The organism is Bacillus sp. JZ39 (assembly GCF_053903145.1).
On the sequence record NZ_CP096389.1, the window covers coordinates 3,286,055 to 3,309,547 of the forward strand.

Sequence of the window (23,493 nt, forward strand, 5' to 3'; positions counted from 1 at the left end):
GTTGAAGTTTTTTTCAAGCAAAAAGCCCGGCATATGCCTGCCGGGCTTCCTGAGTTCAGCGGTCAGAGACGAGAATATATGCTGCCTTTACTGGTCCGTGCACCCCCACAACTAAATCCATTTCAATGTCGGCTGAGTTGCTCGGTCCGGTAATGTAGTTGATACATGAAGGAACAGTCACACCGTCCGCAATGTTTTGGCGGATGATATCACTGGCTTGTGTCATTCTCGGTACAATGCTTGATTTCGGCACGATCGCAATATAAGTCGTAGGCAGAAGGCTGACAGATCGGCCGATGTCTTTTGAGGAGAAGAGGACAACCGTCCCCGACTCAGCCAATGTAATTTCGCTGAATGTAATCCCTACATTGGCTTGCTCCGCTTTTTTGATATTTTCCTCGCCTTTATCAGCATCCCACTCCCAGACCGTCGTTCCTTCACTCGGCCAGTCCTTGGTGAGCAGGCTTTTCAGTCCGTATTCTTCAAAGCGGGGGTCCTTCGGAATGATGACAGGGCCTCCGGAAAAGCGGCTGACTTGCTCGCGCAGGGCATCATAAAGGCCGGTTGAATCCGTTTCAATCAGCTCTGTATGGATTTTGACACAATGGTTTTTGAGCACTGTGACTAAGTCATCAGCTGAATATCCTTCAAGTGTTTTATATTGCGGCTGATGCGCCCATTCAGGGACTGCCACGCCTCCTGTTCTTCGTTCACGGCCCAGGCTGGATGCGATTCGGTTTAAAAAGCTCTCTTGATTCTGAATGGTTCCCTTCGTCATCACTGCTCCTCCTTCGTGCGTTCACTTGTTTCTCTGTCCGCAAACCAGTCTCTGAATCTCGATTTATGCGGTGCCGGGAAGTCGCGGATCTGGGTCCAATGTTTAAGCGGGCCGGGCCCTTTCGAAATTTTTTCGTCCTCTGTAAAAGGCGTCATGGCGGCCGGCGCCCATTTTGAGCCCATTTTGTAAAGCGATAAGGAGGATGCGCCAAGTCCGAATGCTTTCATTGCAAGCTTTTCACTGATCGGCGCTCTGCCTTCTTTTTCGACGATATTCTGACGATGCTTGAGTAGCAGCTCATGAAGCGGGATTTTGACCGGGCAGGCTTCTGAACAAGCAGCGCACAGTGAAGACGCGTACGGCAGCTCCTTATAATCGTCATAACCGCCGAGCAGCGGCGATAAAACCGCTCCGATCGGCCCCGAGTAGATTGAGCCGTATGAATGTCCGCCGACATGGCGGTACACAGGACAGACATTGATACAGGCGGCACAGCGGATACATTGCAGCACAGACTGGAATTCCGTTCCAAGGATATTGGATCGTCCATTGTCAACGATGACAAGATGGAATTCTTCCGGACCGTCCACTTCACCTTCCAGCTTTGGACCCGTCAAAGCTGTAATATAACTTGTCAGCCGCTGTCCGACAGCACTTCTTGTCAGCATGCTGACGAGCACTTCAAATTCAGAAAATGACGGGACAATCCGCTCCATTCCCATGACGGTAATTTGTGTTTTCGGCAAGGTGCTCACAAGCCGTCCATTTCCTTCATTTGTCACAAGGCTGACGGAACCCGTGTCAGCGATGGCGAAGTTACAGCCGGTAATGCCGATATCCGCTTCCAGAAACTTTTTCCGGAGAATGGCGCGCGCATGCATCACCAGCTCTTCCGGTTTTTCTGTATGTTGATAGTCCAGCCTTTCTTTAAACACATCGCGTATCTGCTCTTTATTTTTATGAAGGGCGGGCGCTACGATATGTGACGGCGGATCGTGATCATCAATCTGCAAAATATACTCCCCGAGATCGGTTTCTACGACTTCACAGCCTTCCTTCTCCAGCACCTCATTCAGATTGATTTCCTCTGTGACCATTGATTTAGATTTCACAATTTTCTTCCCGTTCTTCTTTTGAATGACATCGCGAATATAAGAAGACGCCTCTTCCGCTGTTTCAGCGAAATAGACATGTCCGCCTCTTTTCGCCACATTTTCGGCAAGCTGTCCAAGATAGAAATCAAGGTTTTCAAGGACATGCTGCCTGATTTCCTCTGATAATGAGCGCCACTCCTCCCAGTTTCCCAGTTCTTCTGCTGCCTCTAGGCGCCGCGTCCGAAGACGCTCCTGTGCACCCGAAACAGCGCCTCTCATAAATTCATTATCAATCCCCTGTGATACCCGCTCTTTAAAAGCGTCAGTACCGATTTTCATCGCCATGATCCTTTCCCCCTCTGTATCCAGTTTTATCTGCTGTTGAGCACTTCGGCGATGTGCATCACTTTGACATTCTTATCTTTTCGGCCAAGCCGTCCCCCGATATTCATCAAACAGCCGCAGTCAGCACCGATCAGCACCTCTGCTCCCGTTTCCTCCACACATTCGACTTTTTCATCGACCATCTGCTCAGAAATCTGCGCCATCTTGACGGAGAACGTTCCTCCGAATCCGCAGCAGTTATGTTTGCCCGGAAGCTCTGTAAACTGCAGGCCCTTCACATGGCTCAACAGCTTCATCGGCTCCTCCCGAACACCCAACAGCCTAGTCATATGGCACGACGTATGTAAGGTCGCTTTTGTATGAAGGGTCGCGCCGACATCCTCTACCCCAAGGACGTTCACAATAAAATCTGTCAGTTCATACGTTTTATCCGCCAGCTTTTGCGCTTTATCGGCCCATTTCGGATCATCCTGAAACAGGTGCGGATACTCCCGGAACATCGTTGTGCAGGAACCGGAAGGACTGACAACATATTCGGAATCCTGAAACGTTTCGATCATCCGTTTCATTGCTTTTTTGGCGTCATGTACATAGCCGCTGTTGTAAGCCGGCTGCCCGCAGCAAATCTGCCCTTCCGGAAAATCAACCTCGCACCCAAGCCGCTCCAGCAGCTCAACCGTTGCTTTTCCGACATTTGTTTGAAACATATCAACAAGACAAGTGACAAAAAGTGAGACTTTCATGATGAACCCCTCTCTCATCCCCAATATATGATCAGGTCATCTGATGACCTGAGTTAAAATAACTATATGAATATCGTACACTATTCTGACAATGGAAGGAAAGGGTTTTCTAGGGATATTTTCATTTGTGGCATATCAAAAACACTCCCGATCTCCCAGGAGTGCAGTATATGGTTAGATCCAGCCCTTTTCCTCAGCAATGCTGGCGGCTTCTGTCCGATTTCTCGCATTAAGCTTTTGGATGATTTCTGAGATATAGTTTCGAACTGTGCCTTGAGATAAATAGAGCTCAAGCGTAATGTCTTTTGTTGTCTTGCCTAAAGCCGCAAGCCTCAGAATTTCTTGCTCTCTAACGGTTAGCGGATTTTCGTCTCGCATCATATTAAACGTCAGCTCGGGGCTGAAGACACGTTTTCCCTTTACACATTTTCGAATGGCATCGGCCAGATCGTCAATTTCGCCGTCTTTCAGCAGATAGCCATGTGCACCGGCCTTTACGGCGCGTTCAAAATATCCGGGGCGGGCAAAGGTGGTTAAAATAATGACCTTGCTGACGCAGCCTTTTTTCATTAATTCCTCTGCCACATCCAGCCCGCTTCGAACCGGCATTTCAATGTCCATAATGCATACATCCGGCTCCAGCTTCAAAATAGCATGTAGCGCCTCTTCCCCGTTTAATGCTTGTCCGATGACTGTCATATCCTCTTCTAAATCAAGCAAAGATCCCAAAGCGCCTAAAAGCATTCGCTGGTCCTCAGCAATAAACAGACGAATCATTCTTTTCGTCCTCCAATCATTCTGCTTTTTTAATAAGCGGAATCGTCAGTGCCACAACCGTTCCGTTATGATCTGAAACCGTTAATCCCCCTTCAATGAGTATGAGCCGTTCTTCCATTCCCCGCAGGCCATTCCCAAACATTTTCTCCTTCGGCGCTCCCTTTCCGTCATCCCGTATCACGATTCTCATTTTGTCAGCAAACTGAGAAATGGTGATGGCACAGTGGGTTGCTTTGCTGTGCTTGATAATGTTAGTCACGGCTTCCCGCATACACATACTGATAATATTTTGAGTGACGGGAGATATCGCTGAAAAGTCGTCGGCTCCTTCGTATTGAAAGGTAATGTTCCCCGCTCTTAATATGTGCTGAATGTTTACGAGCTCCTCTGTTATCGTGACCGTTCTCATATCAGAAACCAGCTCTCGAACTTGTTTGAGTGCGGAGCGTGAACTGGTTTCCATTTCTTTTGCCTCAAGCTTGGTCCGTTCTATATCAGATGCAGCCAGCCGCTGAATGAGCTGGCTTTTTAATGTAAGCAGCGACAGGGTGTGGCCAAGGGTATCGTGAAGATCACGGGCGATTCGAACACGCTCCTCTCTTTTAGAGAGTTCTTTTATCTGTTCGTTGGCTTGTGCAAGCTTATTTTCAAGCTCAATCCTCCGAAACATAGAACGAATGCCGAATGGAGAAATGAGCATAATGACGAGAAACGGGAGAACAGAAAAAAGCTCCCGAAGCGAGACCGAATTCGCGCTAAATTGGTATAGGCATGGAAAAAGCAGTATAAAGATTAAAGCGCAGAACGCACGGTTAAAATTCGTTTTCTCTTTGTAATAACCAACAAAGTTTGCCGGGAAAAAACCTAAGTATATATAGGTGGTATTGTAAAACACACTATATATCAAAATAACCGCCATTTGCACGATAAGCCAATATGTAAACGAAGCCTTGCCCACGCTGCAGAATAACTGGCGATATGCCGCTACAAAAAGGAGCAGCATGCCATATCCGATCCCCTGTTTGACACCTGATTCTTTTAATAAAGAGAGGAACGGCATAATCGTATACACCAGAAAGATATAAGGGAAAAACCCGAATTCCTTCGGGAAAATAGATATTGCCTTTTTCATGTATTACACCGCTTCTTGTTTTCTTCTTATATATTTAGATAGTAGCATGAAGAGCATCATATAAGCGATTAATATCAGAATATTTTTCCAAGTCGGACTCCCACCCCGGACAAGTTCCCACGCTCCGCTCCCGAAATGATAAGACGGAAGCCACTGGCCAATGCTCTGCATCATGTCAGGCATGACCTCAAACGGCATCCACATCCCTCCGCCTAAAGCCAGCAGCATATAAAGCACATTACTGATTCCGGCCGCTGTTTCTACTTTTCTCATGAGGCCGATTAGTGTGCCTAATGCTAAAAAAGGCAATGCGCCAAACAAAATCCACAGTCCGCTCATCATCCATTCAAACGGTGACAAGGCAATATCATTGATGATTGCGCCGAACAGAAATATGACGGTAATCGATAAAACGTGAATGACACTTTGGCCGATCATCTGAGCTGATAAATAGATATGATCCGGAAGAGGCGTAAGGCGGATAAAGGCGGTCCAGCCTTGTGACCGTTCTTGTACCATTCGGATGCCAAGCGTCATGATAGAGGAACCCATCACGCTGAAGACTGTCATCGACATCAGGTAATGGGCTTCCCATGCACGTTGATCAGGGACGTTGGTATTCACTACATTTGTAAAGAAATAATAAAAGGCAATCGGCATGATCAGAGACCAAAGCACAAAGTACTTGTTCCTAAGCACCCTTTTCATTTCAGCGATGCTTTGCTTTTGCAGCATGTTCACTCACATCGCCTCCCTGTTGCCGTCAGCCAGCTGGCGAAATGCCTCATCGAGCGTCGCTTGCTCAATTCGAATATTTCGTGCTGGGATGTTTTCTTGAAAGATCAGCGCCAACACTTTATCTGTATTTGATGTCTGGATGATGGTTCTCTCATGCTCATGGATCACTCTCTCGACTTCCGGGTGACAAGACAACCTTTCCAATGATTCACTTGAATGAAGCGTAAAGGAAACAGACTGTTTTTGAATTCTTGAGCGGATTTGCATTGGTGAGTCGTCTGCAACAAGCCGTCCTTCAGTAAAAAATAGGATTCGCTGTGCGGCATCGTCTGCTTCTTGTAAATAATGAGTTGAAAAAATAATTGTTTTTCCTTGGTCCGACAGTCCGTGAATGGTCTGCCAGAATCGATGTCTTGATGAAGTATCCATGCCGACTGTCGGTTCATCAAGTATAAGCAGCTCCGGGTTCCCGGCAAGAGCCAAAGCAAAGCTCAAACGGCGTTTTTGTCCGCCGGATAATTTTTCTGCTCTTGTTTTCAAATCTTCTTTGGTGAGTGCTGTTAACGAAACGAGTTCTTTCATGGACAATGGATTCGGATAATAGCTCCGGAAGAGTTCAAGAATTTCATCCACCTTAAGGCCCGGCATGACACTCACTTCCTGAAGCATTACACCTATTTTTTCACGAACCAGTTGATCATCGGGAACCCGGTTAAATAGTTTGATTTCTCCCTCGCTTGGTTTCAGCAATCCTAATATCATAGAGATGACGGTCGTCTTCCCTGCCCCATTTGGCCCGAGAATGGCTGCAATTTCTCCTTTTTCAATACTGAAGCTGATGTGGTTTACAGCGGTTTTTCGATGGAAATGTTTTGACACGTTGCTTACTGTTATTGCTTCTTTCATCACATGAGCACCTCCTGATCGTTTACATTGATTGTAAAATGACAGAGAAGACGATGTTAGTATGGGGTGTCATGATGATGAAGTGACAAATGTCATTTTCTTTCTCACCCCGGTGTCTAGGTAATCCTCCTCCTGCATCTTCCAATTCATCCATCTTTTCTATCTCCCATGTCCTCTTTCTTTTAAACTGCTGTGACATTCATAGAAAGATACACTCTTCAAACCATCCGAGTGTTATGATAGACATATTGAACTTTATATTACTTTCCGGCTGAAAGGAGCCAATCATGAACGAAGCGATTTTGTCTAGAAATCATGTGAAGGTGAAAGGCAGCGGCAAAGCATCTATCATGTTCGCACCTGGTTTTGGATGCGATCAAAGTGTGTGGAATGCCGTGGCACCTGCCTTTGAAGAAGATCATCGGGTGATTTTATTTGATTACGTCGGTTCGGGACATTCAGATTTGCGCGCATATGACATGAATCGTTACCAGACACTTGACGGCTATGCCCAGGATGTTCTTGATGTTTGTGAAGCTTTAGATCTGAAGGAAACCGTGTTTGTGGGGCACTCCGTCGGGGCCTTGATTGGGATGCTTGCATCCATCCGCCGCCCGGAGCTTTTTTCCCATCTGGTGATGGTGGGGCCTTCTCCTTGCTATTTGAATGATCCGCCTGAGTATTACGGAGGATTTGAAGAGGAGCAGCTCCTTGGCTTGCTGGAGATGATGGAGAAAAATTATATCGGCTGGGCAACTGTATTTGCGGCAACCGTTCTGAATCAGCTAGATCGGCCTGAAGTTAAGGAAGAGCTTGAAAGCCGTTTTTGTTCTACTGATCCTGTCATTGCCCGCCAATTCGCGAAAGCGGCGTTTTTTTCTGATCACCGAGAGGATCTTTCGAAGGTAACGGTTCCCTCTCTTATTCTCCAATGTGCAGATGATATCATCGCACCTGCAACAGTAGGTAAGTATATGCATCAGCATCTGCCTTATAGCAGTCTGAAACAAATGGAGGCTCGCGGACATTGCCCTCATATGAGCCATCCAGATGAGACGATACAGCTGATCGGCGATTATTTAAAGGCACACGTGTGATATAGGAACGAAAGGGATAGAGGTGACCCTCTTAGATGGACAAACAATTGAATGATGCACCATGCGGTTTCCTCGCTTTGTCAGAAGAGGGGTCGATCATAGCTGCCAACCGCACCCTTATCAAGATTCTGGATTATGAACCGGAGCAGGTTATCGGCCAGCACATGAATATGATGTTGACCATTCCCGCGCAGCTTTTCTGCCAGCTTTATTTTTTTCCGCTTTTGAAATTGGAGCATCACATCGAAGAAATATACATTTCCCTGAAAGCAAGAGATGGAGAAGAAATTCCCGTCCTTATCAATGCTATTGCGAGACACGATAGCGGGGCTTCTGTCTTTGATTGTGTTCTGATTCCAATGCGAAAGCGAAATGAATATGAAAATGAGCTGCTGATAGCCAGAAATGAGGCTCAGGAAGCTTTGCTTGCCAAACAGAAAGCCAATGCGGAGTTAGAAATTGCCTTGGAAACGCTGAAAGCAAAACAAGAAGAACTTCTTGAGATCAATAAACAAAATCAACAATTTAAATTAAACACCAAAAGAGAGCTTGAACTCGCCAGAAAGATCCAGAAAAACTCGTTGACTGAACCGATTGTAAACGATCAGGTTCAGATTGACTCTTATTACAACGCATCGAGTGAATTGTCAGGTGATCTTTACGGATATTATCAAATCGATGAACACCGTTACGGCATTATTATCCTTGATGTGATGGGGCACGGAATTTCATCTGCATTGATTACGATGTCTCTTCATCCTTTGTTCCAGCGCCAGATCACGCAAGGTCTCAGCCCCGTTAAAGTTATGAAGGAATTGGACCGGCACCTTCACAGCTTGTTTCAAAATGATGAGGAAGCAAGACATTATTGCACTGCTATTTATCTCGAGATTGATATAGCACGGCAAAGAATTGATTATGTCAACGCAGGGCATCCGCCGGCACTTTGGCAGGACGATAGCGGAACTCAACATCTGCTTCACGCGACCTCGCCTCCGATCGGGATGTTTGAAGACTTAGAGTTTCAGTCAAGCAGCCTTTCATACACGGCGGATGGAAGATTGCTTCTGTATACGGATGGCGTGATGGATCCTACGGCTTCATGTTATTTATTTGATTTACTAAAGGATCATCCTGATTCGCCAATCGCTGACCTGAAGGAGAAAATCCTTACATCACTGCAGCATCAAAAGGAAGCTCATCATAAGAGTGATGACGAATGTTTTATATTAGTTGATGTAAATAAAATGATCCATGAGACATAACAATGATTTGTTACATCTCATGGATTTTTTTGTTTCAGCGTTTCTTTGGAATATGTCCTGACTCCGCATATTGAAACACCTGCAAGGAAGGCAGCGGGTGTCCATTAAAATCAAATAAAGCTTGATTATCTACAGCACTTCCCCCATACCACTTCCCGGCGTCTTCAGGGTCGTATTCAGCAGCATAGCTGGACGCCCACCCTGACCCGTATGTTTCCCATAACACTTTGTTTTTCTCTATCTGTGTCTTCGGCCCGACTGGAATCCACGCCGGCTCCCAGTAGAAAACACCAAGTCCTGCTTTGCCCGTATTCGCCACTGCCTCCATTACATCTCTTACTGCAGTTGCCTGGCCTTGAACAGAAATTGGATATGGCAACGTCTGCCCGCTTTTTGGTGCTGTATTTCCATGCCCATCGCCATCCTCAGCGGTATAGGTGTACGATGTCTCCGCCACCATGACTTTTTTGCCGTACGTATTGGCAACAGCCTTCAGCACGGAGGTCAAATTTTGTAATGTGCCATGCCAGAAAGGATAATAGGAGCTCGCAAACACATCATAATCCACTTTGTTTTTGCTGAGTGTTTCCGCAATAAATGAATACCTTCCAGCCGTTTCAGGATTGGTAAAATGCAGGGCGACCAAAATATTTGAATTTGTCTCCCTGACCGCTCGGCTTCCTTCATTAAATAATTGGCACATCTTCGTCCAATCAGTCTCACCGGCAAATCCTCCTGTTGTTTCATTTCCGACCTGAACCATGCCGATGTCAACGCCTTCCTTGATCATCTTTTGCAGGCTTTGTTTCGTATACTCATAGAGCTTTGCTTTTTTTGCTTCAAAGCTGAGATTCGCCCAGGCTTTGGGCACCTTTTGTTTCGCTGGATCGGCCCAGAAATCAGAGTAGTGAAAGTCGGCCAGCACCTTCATTCCGTTCGCTGTCGCTCTTTTTCCGATTTCGATGGCTTTTTGAACATCATTGTTTCCCCCGCCATACCCGTTGCCATTTGAATCATACGGGTGATTCCAGATGCGGACGCGAACATAGTTGACCCCAGCCTGTTTTAAAGTTGTAAAGATATCCTGGCGTTTTCCGCTTGTATTGTAAAAGGTGACACCGCTGTTTTCCAAAGCAATAACGCTGGATACATCTGCCCCTTTGATAAAGTCCTTGTTCATCCCCTCTACTTTTTTAACAAAAAGATCCTCTGTCCGAAGCTCTGACACGTGCTTCTCCTTCTCAATGGCAGCGGCATATCCTGTTGAACTACATGCACTCCACACGATGGCAGCCGCAAAGAACATTTTCACTTTGCTTTTCATGATTTCATCCCCCCAAGACTTAGTAAGCGTTTTCACTCTATAGAAAAAAGAATCCGCCCATATCGAGCGGAGCATCAGCCTAATGTGTGTTTACGACAATTCTCACTTCATACTTTTCCATCGTCAGGTCGCCTGACAATATGTCTCCTGTCATTATGTCCTTCACACTCTGATCAAACGTGACCAGCTGTTTTTCTTCCGTGAAATTCATGACAAAAATATAATCATTGTCCTGATCCTGCCTCGCTTGTACGGAGACGCCTTTTCCGTGCCGAACCGGAAAAACTGGAGAAAGAGACAGGTCTGTGATCAGACCCTCATAGAAATCACGCTGAAATTGATCCTCCAAACGCGCGCCGATAAAATACGCCTTGCCCTGCTGATACTCATGGCTTGTGACCGCTGGCGTGCGCGCATAAAAATCTTCTTGATACACCGCTTCCACTGAAGCTGTCTTTACATCAATCACGGTTGCATAATCCTTCATTTCATATATTTGGCTGCGGTAGCTGACAGCGTTTCGATCCTTCGGATACAGGGTGTCCGTTTCAAGAGGCTCAACTCCAAATATAGCTTGAAGATCCGGATGCCATCCGCCTGTGTATGTTAAGTCATGCTCATTCACAACCCCGCTGATATACGTCATGACTAAGGTGCCGCCGTCAGCCGTAAACGCTTTTAAACGGGAAATGGTGTCCTCGCTGATTAAATACAGCATCGGGACGATCAGCAGTTTATATGGTGAAAAGTCTTGTTCTTTCGTGATGACATCGACAGGGATATCGTGTTCCCAGAATGTGCGGTACTGCTGCTGAAGCGTTTGCGGATAACGTTTTGTCGCCTTCGCAAACCCCTGAGCATCCTCGAGCGCCCAATGATTTTCCCAGTCATATAAAATAGCGGTTTGTGCCGGCCTCTTCGTCCCGACAACCTCGGACAGCCGTTCCAATGTCTCGCCGACCTTGGCCACTTCTTGAAAGACGCGGTTCCTCGGGCTATTGTCATGATCCACAACCGCTCCGTGTAATTTTTCTGATGACCCCCGTGATTTGCGATATTGGAAATAGAGAACGCTGTCCGAGCCGTGGGCAATCATTTGCATGGATGACAGCAGATTCATGCCCGGGCGCTTTGCCTTGTTGACGTTATGCCAATTGACCGCGCTTGGCGTACACTCCATTAATAAGAAAGGCTGCTGCTTCAAGCTTCGGTACAGGTCATTGATAAAGCCGACCTTCATCGCCAAATCAGCTGTGCTTTCCCAGTCATTGTGCCAGACAGGATAAGCGTCCCAGCTGATGACATCGACATGTTTCGCAAATTTGCTGTAGTCGAGGCCCTGATACGGAATCAAATCCGCTGTGTCAGCCATAAAATTCGTTGTGATAGGGATATCAGGCGTCAGTTCTTTCAGCGGAATGATTTCATTTTCATAAAACGAAATCGTTTGATCGGTGACGAACCGGCGCCAATCTAAATTCAGGCCATGCAAGCCATTTTCACCGATCGGCGAAGGGCTTTCAATTTGTGACCAGTCATTGAACGTATGGCTCCAAAAAGGAGTCCACCACGCATGGTTCAACGTCTTGAGGCTGTTGTCATATTTCGATTTCAGCCACTCCCGGAAAGCATGCTGGCATAAATCACAGTGGCAATCTCCCCCGTATTCGTTTGAAATGTGCCACATTAACAGCGCCGGGTGATGTCCGTATCGTTCTGCTAATAAGCGGTTGATGTGCCGTGTTTTTTCTCGGTAGACTTTAGATGTGAGGCAGTGGTTGTGCCTTCCGCCGTGCAGCTGTTTGACGCGGGAGGCATTGACGCGCAAAACTTCCGGATAGGTTTGCGACAGCCAGGCCGGACGGGCTCCGCTCGGCGTTGCTAATATGACCCGGCCGCCTATACTGTGAATCCGCTCAAAAATATCATCCAGCCATTCAAATTGATATACGCCCTCCTCCGGCTCAAGTGCGCTCCATGCAAAAATGCCGACAGAAAACGTATTCGTATGAGAAAGCTTCATCAGTTTGATATCGTCAGCTAAAATATCGGGCCGATCCAGCCACTGATCGGGGTTGTAGTCTCCCCCATGGAGCATAAATTTCGCTTCTGTTACGTGCGTTTTTTCAAGCTTTGACATCACATTCTCCTCCTTGTTCTCTTAGCCCTTCGTTCCGCCTGCGGTTAATCCGGACACAAAATTCTTTTGCAGCATAATAAAGATGACGGCAACCGGTATGCTGATAAGCAGGGCTCCGGCCGCAAATGTCGTATAGCTGGCCCCCATGACATCATTCACTAAATTGAATAGACCGACGGGCAATGTATATGATTCAGGCGTTCTCAATATGGTTGAGGACAGCACAAAATCTCCGAGCGGACCGGTAAAGCCGTTCATGGCCACGACTGCCGCCATCGGTTTTGATAATGGCAGAATGATCTGGAAGAAGATTCTGGTGCTGCTGGCTCCGTCAATCTTGGCGCTTTCGTCTAAATCCATCGGAATGGAATCCATGTACCCTTTCATCAAATACGTATTCATCGGGATCAGGCCGCCGATATAAAGCAAGATTAGCAGCCAGTGGCTATTGATCATTCCCAAGATTTGCGCCAGCACAAACAAGGCAATTAAAGCTGAAAACTGAGGAATCATCTGCAGCAATAAAAAGAGCGTTAAAGCGTATTTCCTGCCTTTGAAGCGAAAGCGCGAAAACGCATAGGCCGTAAACGTCACACAGAGCAAAGACCCTGCCATTGTAAACAGGCTGATCTTCATTGAGTTGACATACCACTGCACATATTGAAGGCTTTCTTTGCCCGCAAATAATTCCTTGTAATGGTCGAATGTCGGATGCTTCGGAATGATGGATGTACTGATTAAGCTGTTGCCGGGATTAAAGCTTGCGCCTGCCGTCCAAAGGAGAGGATAAACAATGATGACCGCCATAAAGGCTAGCAACAAGTAAGAGAAAAGGAGACGGATATATTTTCTGACCTTCATATCTGCCAGCATGCCTTATGCCTCCTCTTTAAAAGACTTTGTCTGTCTGAACTGCCACAATGCGATGGAGATAACAAATACAGATAATAAAATGGTTAAAGCCGCAGCAAGTGAATATTGGCTTGACTGCATTGTCAATTTATAAATCCATGAAACGAGGATATCTGTCCCGCCGGCTGTTGATCCGGTTACAGCCGGACCTCCGCCATTGAATAGATAGATAATATTAAAGTTATTAAAATTAAACGTAAACTGGGTAATGATAATCGGAGCCATTGCAATGAACACCATCGGAAGCGTGATGTATCTCAGCTTTGAAAAGACAGAAGCGCCATCAATCGTAGCTGCTTCATACAGATCGTCCGGGATGGATTGCAATACGCCTGTTGAGACGAGAAAGATGTACGGAAATCCGAGCCAGCCCTGCATGAGAATCAATGCAAGCCTCGACCAATTGGCATCTGTCATCCACGGAAGCGGATCTATCCCGAAGAAAGCCAAGATGTCGTGATTCATCGCACCGAAGCTATCATTAAACAGTCCCGCAAAAATTAAAATCGTCACAAAACCGGGAACGGCCCATGGCAAAATCAGAATCGTCCGAAAAAAACGTTTAAACCGAAGGTCTTTCTGGTTAACAATGATCGCGAGAAAAATCCCCAAGGTGACTTGCAGTGTGGATGCAGCAAGTGTCCAAACCACCGTCCAAGCCAGTACATCAAAAAAAGTCGACCTCCAAATATCAACTGTGAAAATATTTGCGAACGTTTGAAAACCGACCCAATCAATTAATTTTGCAGGAGGAGAATGATACAAATCATAGTTTGTAAACGCTAATGCAAAGCTGAATAAGATAGGAAAGATCACGGCGAAAATTAAAATAAACAAAGATGGGCCGCTGACGACATAAGGATAGCCCTCAGAAATGATATGCTGGTATTGTTCCTTTAAGGAACTTAATGGCTTATTTTCATCACGCTGTTTTCCGCTTTGGAACGCATCGCGAAGATTTACATAATACACCGCAAGGCCAAAGCAGGTCACGATGACAGCAATAATCCCTTCCGCCAGCAGAAAAACGGAATTATCCCGCGGCACTTCTGTTCCCAGTGTAAAGATTCCCCAAAACCCCATATTGAGCAGATCTCCAAAGACCGCAAAAAACGATGCGCCTAAGAAAAGAAAGACAATACCTTTTATCCATTGCTTGTTATAAAATTGCCCGAGTCCCGGAATGATAGAAAGCAACAAAGCGACTTGACGATGCTGCACCGTTTTCACCTCTCTTACAATACAAATCTAGCTTTCTCTTTATTTTCCGCTGTGCTTTGCCTTAATTTGTCCTTTGGCCGTTTCAGCTGCTTGATCCAATGCTTGTTTCGGATCTGCCTTCCCTGTTGCAACCGTCTGTAATGCTGAATCAGCCGGCGTCCATATTTCATTCATTTCCGGAATATTTGGTGTTGGCTCTGAGAAACGGGATTGTTCAGTAACAGCCCGTGCCGCCTCGCTTTTCATAATAGCCGGGTCATTGGCTAGGGATTTCACAGCAGGAACTTCTTTCGTTTCTTCATATCGTGTTTTAGAATTTTTTTCATTTGCCAGAAAAACGGCTAATTCTTGCGCCAGCTCTTCATTCTTTGAAAATGCACTAACGTTGTAGCTTTTGACGCCGATAAAGGAGCTCATGTTTTTCCCATTTTCCAGCTTCGGCAGTTTCGTAATGCCATAATTGATTCCTGCTTTCGAAAAAGCTTCTACATTCCATGGCCCAGAGATAATTGCGGCGGCTTTTCCTTCTGTGAACAGCGACTCCAATACGTTAATCCCTTGTTCTCCAATAATGCCAGCCGGGAACAGGCCATCTTTGTAAAACTTCTGAATCAGCGCCGCACCTTTGACAGCTCCTTCATTATTGATTCCAATGTCTGACGGGTTATAGCTCCCATCTTTGGCCTTTCCAAAAATGTATCCGCCATATCCGCTCATCACACTTTCTGCATAATAAATTTGATCAAATAGGGCTAAAAAGCCAAATTTGCTGCCATTAGCAGTCTTTTTGGAATAGTCGTACCACTCTTCCAGCGTTTTGGGCAATTCCTTTTCGGAGATGAGATCTTTGTTGTAAAAAAGGACAGTCGTTTCGACCGCTTTTGGCAGTCCATAAAGCTTTTGATCTACCATTTGAGACTGAATGGAAGCGTCAGTATAAAGTGATTGAACGTCTTTTTTGACATGTAATTCCTTGAGTAATCCTTCCGTGACAGCGGTTCCGATTTGGTCCCCTGGCATTGTTAACACGTCAGGGCCTGTGCCGGCCGGTCCGTCCATTCGCAAATCTTCAATCTGCTTGGCATACGGTTTTTCAACGACTTTGACCTTCACATCATGCTCTTTTTCAAACGCAGCAACGGCGTCTTTAATGCCGATGCTCTTTTCTTTATCCTCCCATACAACAAGCTCTGACCCTTTTGAACTCGATTTGGCGCTGCTGCTTTCCTTTGGGCCGCAAGCCGCCAAGGATAAACTGACAGCTGCGCAGAGCATGAATACGGAACACTTTTTTGCCATTTTCATTGATTGTCACCCTTTCGGTAGGAATGAAAGCGCTTTAAAGATAATATAGCACGCCTGAGAAAATGTGTAAACAAACTATTTACCTTCTAGGGTAAATTTTTTTACCTAAATAAAAAAATGACTTAGTGTCCTAAGTCATCCTTCATTCATACTCTTCCTGACGATTAATTCTGCGCCCACATATAATGTTTTTACCGTTCTTCTCTTGTCCTGCACTTGTTCAAGCAGTAATTGAACAGCATTTTTACATAATTCATGTATATCAATATGAAACGTCGTCAGAGGAGGCGAGACATACTTCGCGAAGCTGATGTTGTTGATACTCACAATGCTTACCCTGTTTGGTATGGCAATTCCTTTTTCGTTCAGGGCTTGCAGACAGCCCACTGCAATCGGGTCCGCTGCAATCATAAAAGCAGTCGGAAGCTGATCGCCTAATATGTCGATCGCTGCTGACATCAGGCGGTAGCCGTTTTCTACAGAGAATCCGCGATGACAGAAAATATAGCGCTCGTCCAGCATGGCTTTTTCCCTCATATAGGATCTGAAGGTTTGTTCACGGATGTCCATTTCGTCCTGATTGGTATTCGGATTTTTGTATGTGCCGCCGATAAAACCGATGCTCTTATGCCCCTTCTCAGTCAGGATGTTTACCGTCTTCTTTGTCATTTGTGCCAAATCGGGCCTTACCGAATCAAAATGATCGGGATCAGGAGTTGAATCGATGAACACGCCATTTTCAGTGAGATTTCTGAGGAAAGCCAGCTCTTCATCTGAAAATGTGCCAACGGCAATAAACCCTTCCGTATGTTCAGGAATGCTCTCGATTCCATCCGCTATTTTATAAGTGGTCATATCGACATTGAATGCTTTCGCCAGTTTCTCTACTTCTAATCTCATCGTTTTAAAATAGACATCTTCTAATTCTTCTTTATCTGTCAGCCAATATAAAAACGCAATATGTTTCACCAGCGGCCTTACTGTTTTTTTGCGGTAATTGAGCTTTTCCGCCGCTTCATAGATTTTCTCCCGTGTCTCATCAGGAACAGAAAGGCTTTCATCGTTATTTAAAACGCGGGAAACGGTTGAGATTGAAAATCCCGCTTCCTGCGCGATATCTTTAATTGTCGCCATTGTATCTGCCTCCATTATTCAGCTAGCATTGTTTTAGTAAAATATTTTACTTTCTTTTTCACAAATGTCAAGTGCACAAAGCCCTCTGGCTGCCATGTAAAAAGACTGAACCATTTGCGGCTCAGTCTCAGTTGTTCGTATCATTCGGAACCGGCGGAATTGCCCGGGAAATGAGTTGGTTATTGCACATTTTCCTCGAAATATCCCGAAAGCACATCTTCCACATTCGTCAAATGCGCCAGCATGGCGGCTTCCGCCTGTACACCGTTCCCGGCAGCCACAGCATTGTAAATCCGTTCGTGCTCCTCATACAGCCGCTGAACGGAGGTCTTCTTGGAAAACAGCCAGATTTTCCTCGTTTCCCTCATTGTTTCCAGCAGCAATGATGACACGTGATTCATCAAGTGTTTAAGAAGTTCATTTTGAGAAGCGTCCGCAAGCGCAAGATGAAATGCGAAGTCTGCTTTCTCTCCCAGCTCCCCGTCCGCTTCAATGCTGCCCATTTCCTTTAGTGCATCCAGAATTCTTTCGAGATCTGCTTCTGTCCTTTTTTCAGCCGCTAGTGAAGCCACTCCGATTTCAAGCAGTTTTCTGACCTCGAGCAGCTGCTTGACGTCCTCTTTTTTCATCAGAAGGGCGGCTGAGAGCGGCTGAGAAATTTGATTGAGCTCAAATTCCTTCAGATACGTGCCTTCTCCCTGTTTCATTTCGACAAGCCCCATCGCTTTTAGCGCAGAAAGTGCTTCGCGAACCGCTGAACGGCTGACTTGAAAGCTCTCAGCAAGCGCCTGAACAGAGTCCAGTTTATCCCCCGGCTTCAATTCGCCGTTTTTGATCATATCTAATAGGGCATCTGCTACTTCTTCATATATTTTTTTTGTTTTAATCTGTTTGTATTTCAATGCAATTCACCCCGTAACTTGTAGGTCTGGCTGTTTACGATCTATTATACTCTGTTTTGTGGGCCGCCAAAAGATTTTGACTATTTTGTCAAAAAGTCTTGTACTTTGATTTTTTTCAAAATATAATGCTAGGTAACTGGTCTTATTACCCAGTCATCAGATGATCATATCATCTATAGAAACCGCTTACATATGGCGCCAGTTTATGTTTCAAGGAGGGGTTTGGGATGCAATGGACACAGGCATATACGCCTATAGGGGGAAATTTGCTATTATCAGCGCTTGCCGCACTTGTACCGATTATTTTCTTTTTTTGGGCACTCGCGATTAAACGGATGAAGGGGTATACAGCAGGCTTGGCCACATTGGGGATCGCCCTTATCATTGCTGTATTGGTTTATCGTATGCCGGCGGAAAAAGCACTGATGTCCGCGACACAAGGAGCCGTATACGGATTGTTGCCGATCGGCTGGATCATTGTGACGTCTGTTTTTTTGTATAAAATCACTGTGAAAACGGGACAGTTTGATATCATTCGCAGCTCTGTTCTCTCGATTACTGATGACCGACGGCTTCAAGCTCTCTTGATCGCTTTTTCATTCGGGGCTTTTTTAGAAGGGGCAGCAGGCTTCGGAGCGCCGGTCGCCATTTCTGCCGCGCTGCTGGTCGGTCTCGGCTTTAATCCTCTTTATGCTGCGGGGATCTGTTTGATCGCCAATACGGCGCCGGTTGCCTTTGGGGCAATTGGGATTCCAATTACAGCCGTAGAAGGGCCGACAGGGATTCCGGCGATGGAGATTTCGCAAATGGTTGGGCGGCAGCTGCCGTTTTTATCCGTATTTATTCCTCTTTATTTAATCATCATCATGAGCGGGTTCAGGAAAGCCTTGGAGATCTGGCCGGCGATTCTCGTATCCGGTGTTTCCTTTGCTGTTGTTCAATATCTCAGTTCCAATTTTTTAGGGCCTGAGCTGCCCGATGTTTTGTCAGCTCTTGTTTCAATGGCTGCGCTTGCTGTGTTTTTGAAATGGTGGAAGCCGAAAACAACATTCCGGTTTGCCGGTGAACAAGAGTCGGCCGCCTCAATTGAAACGGCGCGCACAAATCCGGCAGCGCCTGCATACAGCGGCGGACAGATTTTTAAGGCTTGGTCGCCATTTCTGCTGCTGACGGCGATGATTTCCGTATGGGGCATTCCATCTGTCAAATCTGCACTGACCGGGCATTATGAAGGCTCTGCGGTGTTCTTGAAGTGGCTGAATGCTGTTGGAGAAAAATTGACTTTTGCTCCCGGTGTGCCTTTTTTGAACAATCAGATTGTCAATGCTGACGGTACGCCGATCGAGGCGGTTTACAAGCTTGAGGTACTTGGTTCAGCCGGCACCGCGATATTGATTGCCGCAGTGCTGTCAAAGTTCATCACGGCGATTTCGTGGAAAGAGTGGGGAACCGTTTTTAAAGAAACAGTCCAAGAATTGAAGCTTCCGATTTTGACCATTGCTTCTGTCGTTGGTTTTGCCTATGTCACCAACTCCTCGGGAATGAGCACGACACTCGGGATGACACTCGCGCTGACAGGTTCGATGTTTACCTTCTTTTCGCCCGTTCTCGGCTGGCTCGGCGTCTTCATTACCGGCTCGGATACTTCCGCCAACCTGCTGTTCGGCAACCTGCAGAAAGTCACCGCATTATCAGTCGGCATGGACCCCGTTCTGTCTGTGGCCGCCAACTCTTCAGGCGGTGTCACAGGAAAAATGATTTCGCCGCAGTCGATTGCGGTGGCGTGCGCCGCGGTAGGCCTCGCCGGAAAGGAGTCAGATCTTTTCCGCTTTACCATTAAACACAGTCTGTTTTTGCTGCTGCTCGTTTGTATCATCACCTTTTTGCAGCATCACATATTCAGCTGGATGATTCCTTAAAAAAATCCTCCCGTCTAGGGAGGATTTTATTTATATCGCTTTCTCGCTGCCGATGACGGAATATTCATTTGGTCGCGATATTTTGCCACGGTGCGTCTCGAGATTTGGATGCCATGTTGTTCATACAGCAAATCGACAAGCTTTTGGTCTGAAAGCGGTTTTGTTTTGTCCTCTTGATTGATCAGGTCTTCAAGATGCGTTTTGACTGCATAATTCGACGCATCTCCATCACCTGAAGCCTCGGCTTTTGCTGAGAAAAAGAGTTTCATCTCAAACAGCCCGTAAGGCGTTTGTATTGTTTTCCCTTTAATGGCCCGGCTCACAGTTGATTCATGAAGGCTTAGACAGTCCGCCACCTCTCTGAGAGTCAGCGGCTTCATTGCGCTTCGCCCTTTCAGAAAGAAATCCTTTTGGCGTGTGATCAGTTCATTGATAATTCTCGTGATTGTCTGTTTTCGCTGCCTCAGCGCGCGGCTCAGCCAGCGCCACTCCTGATATTTCGCAGATAAATAGGAGACAGTATCCTGACAGGAGCCGGATGATAAAAGCGTTCTGTACTGCGGATGCAGATCGATCTCGGGAAACGAGCGGGTATTCAGTTCCGCTGCGATGTGCCCGTTTTTTACGGTGATAAAAATGTCAGGCTCAATATACACATCTTGCTCTGGCCGGGCAAACAGAAGGCCAGGTCTAGGATGAAGAGCCGCGATATCATCTGAGATATCTTGAATGGTATGAAGCGGAATTCCTGTCTCTACTGAAAGCGCTTTCCATTTTTTTTGCGCAAAAGCATCAAAATGAGCTGAAACCAGCATTTCCGCTTGTTCATTTCTGTTCGGCAGCCGCTGTAATTGAAGAAGGATGCATTCCTGCAAAGATCTCGCACCGATTCCAGCCGGTTCTAATGACTGGAGTTTTGCCAAAACAGCCTCCGTTTCCTTAGCCGATACAGATAGGCGCCGTGCTGCCTCCTCCACATCTTCTTCCAAGTACCCGTTTGAATCAAGCGAATGAATCAGATAATTAAAAATCTTTTTTTCAGTGTTGGTCAGATTCATATCGAGTGACTGCTGTTTTAACGCATCCTGCAATGTTTTTTGCGGATTACTTAATTGAAGGCCCGCTTCCTGTGCATTCATCCTGTTTTTGTTTGTTTTATGGTAAGATAGTGGCGGTGTGTCTGTTTCCTTTCGTTCAATAAGAGGGTTTTCCAGTGAGAGCTCATCAATGTACTCGGCGAGTTCTGCCGAATGATAGCCAAGCAGTGTGATGGCCTGCCTGAGCTCCTGTGTCAGTTGAGGCTTTAATACTTGTACTTGCTGAAGTTTCATATCCATCATGCTCACTCCCCTTTCTTCATTGTACATGATTGAGATCACACCGTATACATTTATGAAAAAGGAGCTGCCAAAGAAATGTCTGAACTTTTTTCCGTCCCTTATTTTATTGAGAATTTAAAACAGCATATTGAAATGAATCAGTCTGAGGATAAAATCCACGCGATGAACAGCTACTACCGTTCCGTCGTCTCAACGCTCGTGCAGGACCAGCTGACCAAAAACGCAGTTGTCCTGAAACGGATTCAGCATTTAGATGAAGCATACAACAAAGTCAAACGTGGAGAATCAAAATAAACCTTCCGCTCACATGTGAGCAGGAAGGTTTTCCTTCTTTGAGGCGTGCTGGATGAGCCGGGTGCCTGGCACTCCTTCCATCCAGGTATGAAAGTAATTGGCGTTTTTCCCATAGGAATTATCAATGACCGTGTTTTCTTTTTGAAGAAGAGCGGACAAGATGTGTCCGTGCAGCCTTGACGTTTCCACCGATTGGTAACGGCTGAAAAACCGAATGGCTTTTTGGACGATATAATCCGAGTATTTTCCCCATATATACGCAATGGGCAAAGGGTTGCCTGCTTTTTTGTTCAGGACGTTCAGCGTTTGGAGAAAAGCAATCGTCCGGCGGTCTGAAGCTGACAGCACCGTGCGCCAGTCGTAGCTTTCCGTTTCTGTGTGTTCCTGAAGCGCCTGGTTTGCTTCATGATCTGTTCGGATAAATCTCAGCTTTTGATTGGACGGCTGCTGCGTGGGAATGACGGGAAACAGCTGATGAGCCATATCAGGCAGAAGCTGAATGTGATTTTTTGAAAAATAAGCCTGTGCCGTAGCATAGGAGGCTTTTTCCCTTGTCATGATGTGAAGGTTCGCATGCTTAGAAAATATCTCTGCCGTCCGTTTGAGGTTGTCTTTGTTTTGAAAATAAATCGATTGCGGCAGGATCACAATTTTGTGGTTCGGATAGGTTTGGACGATTTTCTCTCTAAAGCCTTGATAATACGGATACAGATCCCCGAAGTTTCCGCCTCCCTGGCAGACGATGATGAGATTAGGATCCAGCTTTCGCCCGACTGGAAAATTGTCAGGATTCCAGCGTTTTCTGACCCGAATCCCGTGTTCTTTAAAGAAGGCTTCTGTTCCTTTCATAATAAATAAATCCCCTACATTCCCATATAGAGGATAGTCAGCATATATAATCTCTGATTGTTTCGGAATGACGTCGAGCAGCCCGGACAGTTTCTGTTTCAGGCTGATCATCGAATGCTTGCTGTCCATTTCTTCACCTCGGCAGTTTGGAATAAGTGCAGTAGCACTTCAATGACCCGGTCTTGCTCATCTTCTGTCATATTGGACCCCGATGGGAGACAGATTCCTCGCTTGAACAAATCTTCGCATACGCTTCCTGTATCTTCATGAGAATAAAATAAAGCCGGATCGAATAGCTGCTGGGTATGGAGCGGCTTCCACAGCGGACGGGCTTCAATGTTTTCTTCAGCAAGACGTTGAACTACGTCATATGGGCTGAGCCCGTTATCAAGTGTGAGCGTGGTGAGCCAGCGATTGGATACGCCTGCTGCGTACTCCGGCATAAAGCGGACGCCGGCTATGTGACCGAGCGCATTTTTGTATCTCGTGAAAATGGTCCTTCTTTTCTCCACTCGCTCATCCAGCACCTCAAGCTGGGCAATGCCGACGCCGGCTAAGATATTGCTCAGCCTGTAATTATGTCCAATTTGACTGTGCTGATAATGAACAGCCGGCTCTCGTGCCTGCGAAGCGAGAAATCTTGCTTTTTCAATTGCTGCTTCATCATTTGAAACGAGCATCCCTCCCCCTGATGTGGTAATGATTTTGTTCCCGTTAAATGAAAAAATGCCGAAGCGCCCGAAAGTTCCGCTTTGCTTCCCTTTATAGACTGTGCCGAGAGATTCGGCTGCGTCCTCAATGACAGGAACTCCGTATGCATCACACAGGCTTACGATTTCATCCATTTTCGCGCTCTGCCCATATAGATTGACGGCAATCACCGCTTTTGGCAGTGTTCCATTTCTTTTCGCTTCCTCCAATGCTCTTTCAAGGGCTGTCGGCGACATATTCCACGTATCAGGCTCAGAATCAATAAAGACGGGCACCGCTTTTTCATATAGAATCGGATTGGCGGTTGCTACAAATGTGAAGGACTGGCAAAACACGCTGTCACCTTCTTTTACCTCAAGTAAACGCAGCGCGAGATGAATCGCCGCCGTTCCTGAGCTGACCGCAGCAGCTGCTTTTACACCGACTCGTTCTGCCAGCTGTTCTTCAAATGAATTCACGAGCGGCCCAAGCGGCGCAATCCAGTTTGAGCGAAAGGCTTCTGAAATATAGTGCTGCTCCCTGCCGCTCATATGAGGGGGAGATAAGTAGATTTTTTTATGCATAGAA

22 protein-coding genes are annotated in these 23,493 nt (G+C 46.2%); 4 read left to right on the top strand and 18 right to left on the bottom strand.

All coding sequences use genetic code 11. From position 1 onward, the window contains the following. Positions 1–55: 55 nt before the first annotated feature. The 8 genes from lutC to M1D65_RS16930 all read right to left on the bottom strand — a co-directional run bounded on the left by lutC (position 56) and on the right by M1D65_RS16930 (position 6,667). A complete protein-coding gene (lutC, locus tag M1D65_RS16895; protein ID WP_249852308.1) occupies positions 56–778 on the bottom strand; it encodes a lactate utilization protein LutC in 723 nt (240 codons plus the stop codon). Continuing rightward, entirely contained in the window at positions 778–2,217 is a 1,440-nt protein-coding gene (gene lutB / locus M1D65_RS16900; protein WP_456270640.1) for a lactate utilization iron-sulfur protein LutB, read from the bottom strand. Before lutB ends, lutC begins: the two co-directional genes overlap by 1 nt. 26 nt (positions 2,218–2,243) lie before the next feature. Then, positions 2,244–2,960 carry a lactate utilization iron-sulfur protein LutA gene (lutA, locus tag M1D65_RS16905; RefSeq protein ID WP_014478017.1) on the bottom strand — a complete coding sequence of 239 codons (717 nt, stop codon included), beginning with the start codon at positions 2,958–2,960 and terminating at the stop codon, positions 2,244–2,246. A 174-nt stretch (positions 2,961–3,134) separates the two neighbouring features. After that, a complete protein-coding gene (yvfU, locus tag M1D65_RS16910; protein ID WP_072173489.1) occupies positions 3,135–3,737 on the bottom strand; it encodes a two-component system response regulator YvfU in 603 nt (200 codons plus the stop codon). Between the two features lie 16 nt (positions 3,738–3,753). Continuing rightward, positions 3,754–4,869, bottom strand: a complete 1,116-nt coding sequence (yvfT, locus tag M1D65_RS16915) for a two-component system sensor histidine kinase YvfT (RefSeq protein ID WP_172850037.1) — start codon at positions 4,867–4,869, stop codon at positions 3,754–3,756. 3 nt (positions 4,870–4,872) lie between these two features. Continuing rightward, a complete protein-coding gene (locus M1D65_RS16920; protein WP_021480631.1) occupies positions 4,873–5,610 on the bottom strand; it encodes an ABC transporter permease in 738 nt (245 codons plus the stop codon). Then, positions 5,611–6,516: an ABC transporter ATP-binding protein gene (locus M1D65_RS16925; RefSeq protein WP_456270641.1), complete on the bottom strand. Its 906-nt coding sequence runs from the start codon at positions 6,514–6,516 to the stop codon at positions 5,611–5,613. It lies immediately after the preceding gene. Between the two features lie 19 nt (positions 6,517–6,535). Beyond that, entirely contained in the window at positions 6,536–6,667 is a 132-nt protein-coding gene (locus M1D65_RS16930; RefSeq protein ID WP_021480633.1) for a hypothetical protein, read from the bottom strand. 133 nt (positions 6,668–6,800) lie between these two features. On the opposite strand from M1D65_RS16930, the gene rsbQ reads away from it, so the two are divergent. Further along, positions 6,801–7,610, top strand: a complete 810-nt coding sequence (gene rsbQ / locus M1D65_RS16935) for a sigma factor SigB/phosphatase RsbP regulator RsbQ (protein WP_456270642.1) — start codon at positions 6,801–6,803, stop codon at positions 7,608–7,610. A 35-nt stretch (positions 7,611–7,645) separates the two neighbouring features. Then, positions 7,646–8,875: a phosphoserine phosphatase RsbP gene (gene rsbP, locus M1D65_RS16940; protein WP_456270643.1), complete on the top strand. Its 1,230-nt coding sequence runs from the start codon at positions 7,646–7,648 to the stop codon at positions 8,873–8,875. Positions 8,876–8,909: 34 nt separating this feature from the next. On the opposite strand, the gene ganB is transcribed toward rsbP, so the two are convergent. The 7 genes from ganB to lutR all read right to left on the bottom strand — a co-directional run bounded on the left by ganB (position 8,910) and on the right by lutR (position 17,813). Then, on the bottom strand, positions 8,910–10,199 hold the full coding sequence (gene ganB, locus M1D65_RS16945) for an arabinogalactan endo-beta-1,4-galactanase (RefSeq protein ID WP_163136673.1): 1,290 nt from the start codon (positions 10,197–10,199) through the stop codon (positions 8,910–8,912). 79 nt (positions 10,200–10,278) lie between these two features. Next, positions 10,279–12,342, bottom strand: a complete 2,064-nt coding sequence (gene ganA, locus M1D65_RS16950; protein WP_456270644.1) for a beta-galactosidase GanA — start codon at positions 12,340–12,342, stop codon at positions 10,279–10,281. Positions 12,343–12,360: 18 nt separating this feature from the next. Further along, positions 12,361–13,212, bottom strand: coding sequence for an arabinogalactan oligomer ABC transporter permease GanQ (ganQ, locus tag M1D65_RS16955; protein ID WP_014478026.1), 852 nt, complete (start codon positions 13,210–13,212; stop codon positions 12,361–12,363). A gap of 3 nt (positions 13,213–13,215) precedes the next feature. Continuing rightward, on the bottom strand, positions 13,216–14,472 hold the full coding sequence (ganP, locus tag M1D65_RS16960; RefSeq protein WP_003243623.1) for an arabinogalactan oligomer ABC transporter permease GanP: 1,257 nt from the start codon (positions 14,470–14,472) through the stop codon (positions 13,216–13,218). A 39-nt stretch (positions 14,473–14,511) separates the two neighbouring features. Further along, on the bottom strand, positions 14,512–15,777 hold the full coding sequence (ganS, locus tag M1D65_RS16965) for an arabinogalactan oligomer ABC transporter substrate-binding protein GanS (protein ID WP_046160865.1): 1,266 nt from the start codon (positions 15,775–15,777) through the stop codon (positions 14,512–14,514). A gap of 135 nt (positions 15,778–15,912) precedes the next feature. Further along, positions 15,913–16,911, bottom strand: a complete 999-nt coding sequence (gene ganR / locus M1D65_RS16970) for a galactan degradation operon transcriptional regulator GanR (RefSeq protein WP_085185730.1) — start codon at positions 16,909–16,911, stop codon at positions 15,913–15,915. Between the two features lie 179 nt (positions 16,912–17,090). Continuing rightward, positions 17,091–17,813: an L-lactate utilization/bacilysin biosynthesis transcriptional regulator LutR gene (gene lutR, locus M1D65_RS16975; RefSeq protein ID WP_456270645.1), complete on the bottom strand. Its 723-nt coding sequence runs from the start codon at positions 17,811–17,813 to the stop codon at positions 17,091–17,093. 227 nt (positions 17,814–18,040) lie between these two features. On the opposite strand from lutR, the gene lutP reads away from it, so the two are divergent. Next, positions 18,041–19,732, top strand: coding sequence for an L-lactate permease LutP (lutP, locus tag M1D65_RS16980; RefSeq protein ID WP_072175075.1), 1,692 nt, complete (start codon positions 18,041–18,043; stop codon positions 19,730–19,732). Between the two features lie 26 nt (positions 19,733–19,758). Here lutP and rpoN read toward each other — a convergent pair whose 3' ends face one another. Continuing rightward, on the bottom strand, positions 19,759–21,069 hold the full coding sequence (gene rpoN / locus M1D65_RS16985; protein ID WP_072175118.1) for an RNA polymerase factor sigma-54: 1,311 nt from the start codon (positions 21,067–21,069) through the stop codon (positions 19,759–19,761). Positions 21,070–21,147: 78 nt separating this feature from the next. Here rpoN and yvfG point away from each other — a divergent pair, with 78 nt between their 5' ends. Next, on the top strand, positions 21,148–21,366 hold the full coding sequence (gene yvfG / locus M1D65_RS16990; RefSeq protein WP_003219905.1) for a protein YvfG: 219 nt from the start codon (positions 21,148–21,150) through the stop codon (positions 21,364–21,366). 9 nt (positions 21,367–21,375) lie between these two features. Here yvfG and M1D65_RS16995 read toward each other — a convergent pair whose 3' ends face one another. Continuing rightward, complete coding sequence (locus tag M1D65_RS16995; RefSeq protein WP_072175076.1) at positions 21,376–22,344, bottom strand: polysaccharide pyruvyl transferase family protein; 969 nt, start codon at positions 22,342–22,344, stop codon at positions 21,376–21,378. Further along, entirely contained in the window at positions 22,323–23,489 is a 1,167-nt protein-coding gene (locus M1D65_RS17000; RefSeq protein WP_032726894.1) for a DegT/DnrJ/EryC1/StrS family aminotransferase, read from the bottom strand. Before M1D65_RS17000 ends, M1D65_RS16995 begins: the two co-directional genes overlap by 22 nt. Between the last annotated feature and the right edge of the window lie 4 nt (positions 23,490–23,493).

Excerpts from the sequence above, each read along its gene's own strand:
- ganQ (WP_014478026.1), bottom strand. The coding sequence starts at position 13,212 with ATGCTGGCAGATATGAAGGTCAGAAAATATATCCGTCTCCTTTTCTCT.
- rpoN (WP_072175118.1), bottom strand. The coding sequence starts at position 21,069 with ATGGATATGAAACTTCAGCAAGTACAAGTATTAAAGCCTCAACTGACA.
- M1D65_RS16995 (WP_072175076.1), bottom strand. The coding sequence starts at position 22,344 with ATGGACAGCAAGCATTCGATGATCAGCCTGAAACAGAAACTGTCCGGG.
- rsbP (WP_456270643.1), top strand. The coding sequence starts at position 7,646 with ATGGACAAACAATTGAATGATGCACCATGCGGTTTCCTCGCTTTGTCA.
- lutB (WP_456270640.1), bottom strand. The coding sequence starts at position 2,217 with ATGGCGATGAAAATCGGTACTGACGCTTTTAAAGAGCGGGTATCACAG.
- yvfG (WP_003219905.1), top strand. The coding sequence starts at position 21,148 with ATGTCTGAACTTTTTTCCGTCCCTTATTTTATTGAGAATTTAAAACAG.
- M1D65_RS16930 (WP_021480633.1), bottom strand. The coding sequence starts at position 6,667 with ATGGATGAATTGGAAGATGCAGGAGGAGGATTACCTAGACACCGGGGT.
- ganR (WP_085185730.1), bottom strand. The coding sequence starts at position 16,911 with ATGGCGACAATTAAAGATATCGCGCAGGAAGCGGGATTTTCAATCTCA.
- lutP (WP_072175075.1), top strand. The coding sequence starts at position 18,041 with ATGCAATGGACACAGGCATATACGCCTATAGGGGGAAATTTGCTATTA.
- rsbQ (WP_456270642.1), top strand. The coding sequence starts at position 6,801 with ATGAACGAAGCGATTTTGTCTAGAAATCATGTGAAGGTGAAAGGCAGC.
- lutA (WP_014478017.1), bottom strand. The coding sequence starts at position 2,960 with ATGAAAGTCTCACTTTTTGTCACTTGTCTTGTTGATATGTTTCAAACA.
- yvfU (WP_072173489.1), bottom strand. The coding sequence starts at position 3,737 with ATGATTCGTCTGTTTATTGCTGAGGACCAGCGAATGCTTTTAGGCGCT.
- M1D65_RS17000 (WP_032726894.1), bottom strand. The coding sequence starts at position 23,489 with ATGCATAAAAAAATCTACTTATCTCCCCCTCATATGAGCGGCAGGGAG.
- lutC (WP_249852308.1), bottom strand. The coding sequence starts at position 778 with ATGACGAAGGGAACCATTCAGAATCAAGAGAGCTTTTTAAACCGAATC.
- ganB (WP_163136673.1), bottom strand. The coding sequence starts at position 10,199 with ATGAAAAGCAAAGTGAAAATGTTCTTTGCGGCTGCCATCGTGTGGAGT.
- ganS (WP_046160865.1), bottom strand. The coding sequence starts at position 15,777 with ATGAAAATGGCAAAAAAGTGTTCCGTATTCATGCTCTGCGCAGCTGTC.
- yvfT (WP_172850037.1), bottom strand. The coding sequence starts at position 4,869 with ATGAAAAAGGCAATATCTATTTTCCCGAAGGAATTCGGGTTTTTCCCT.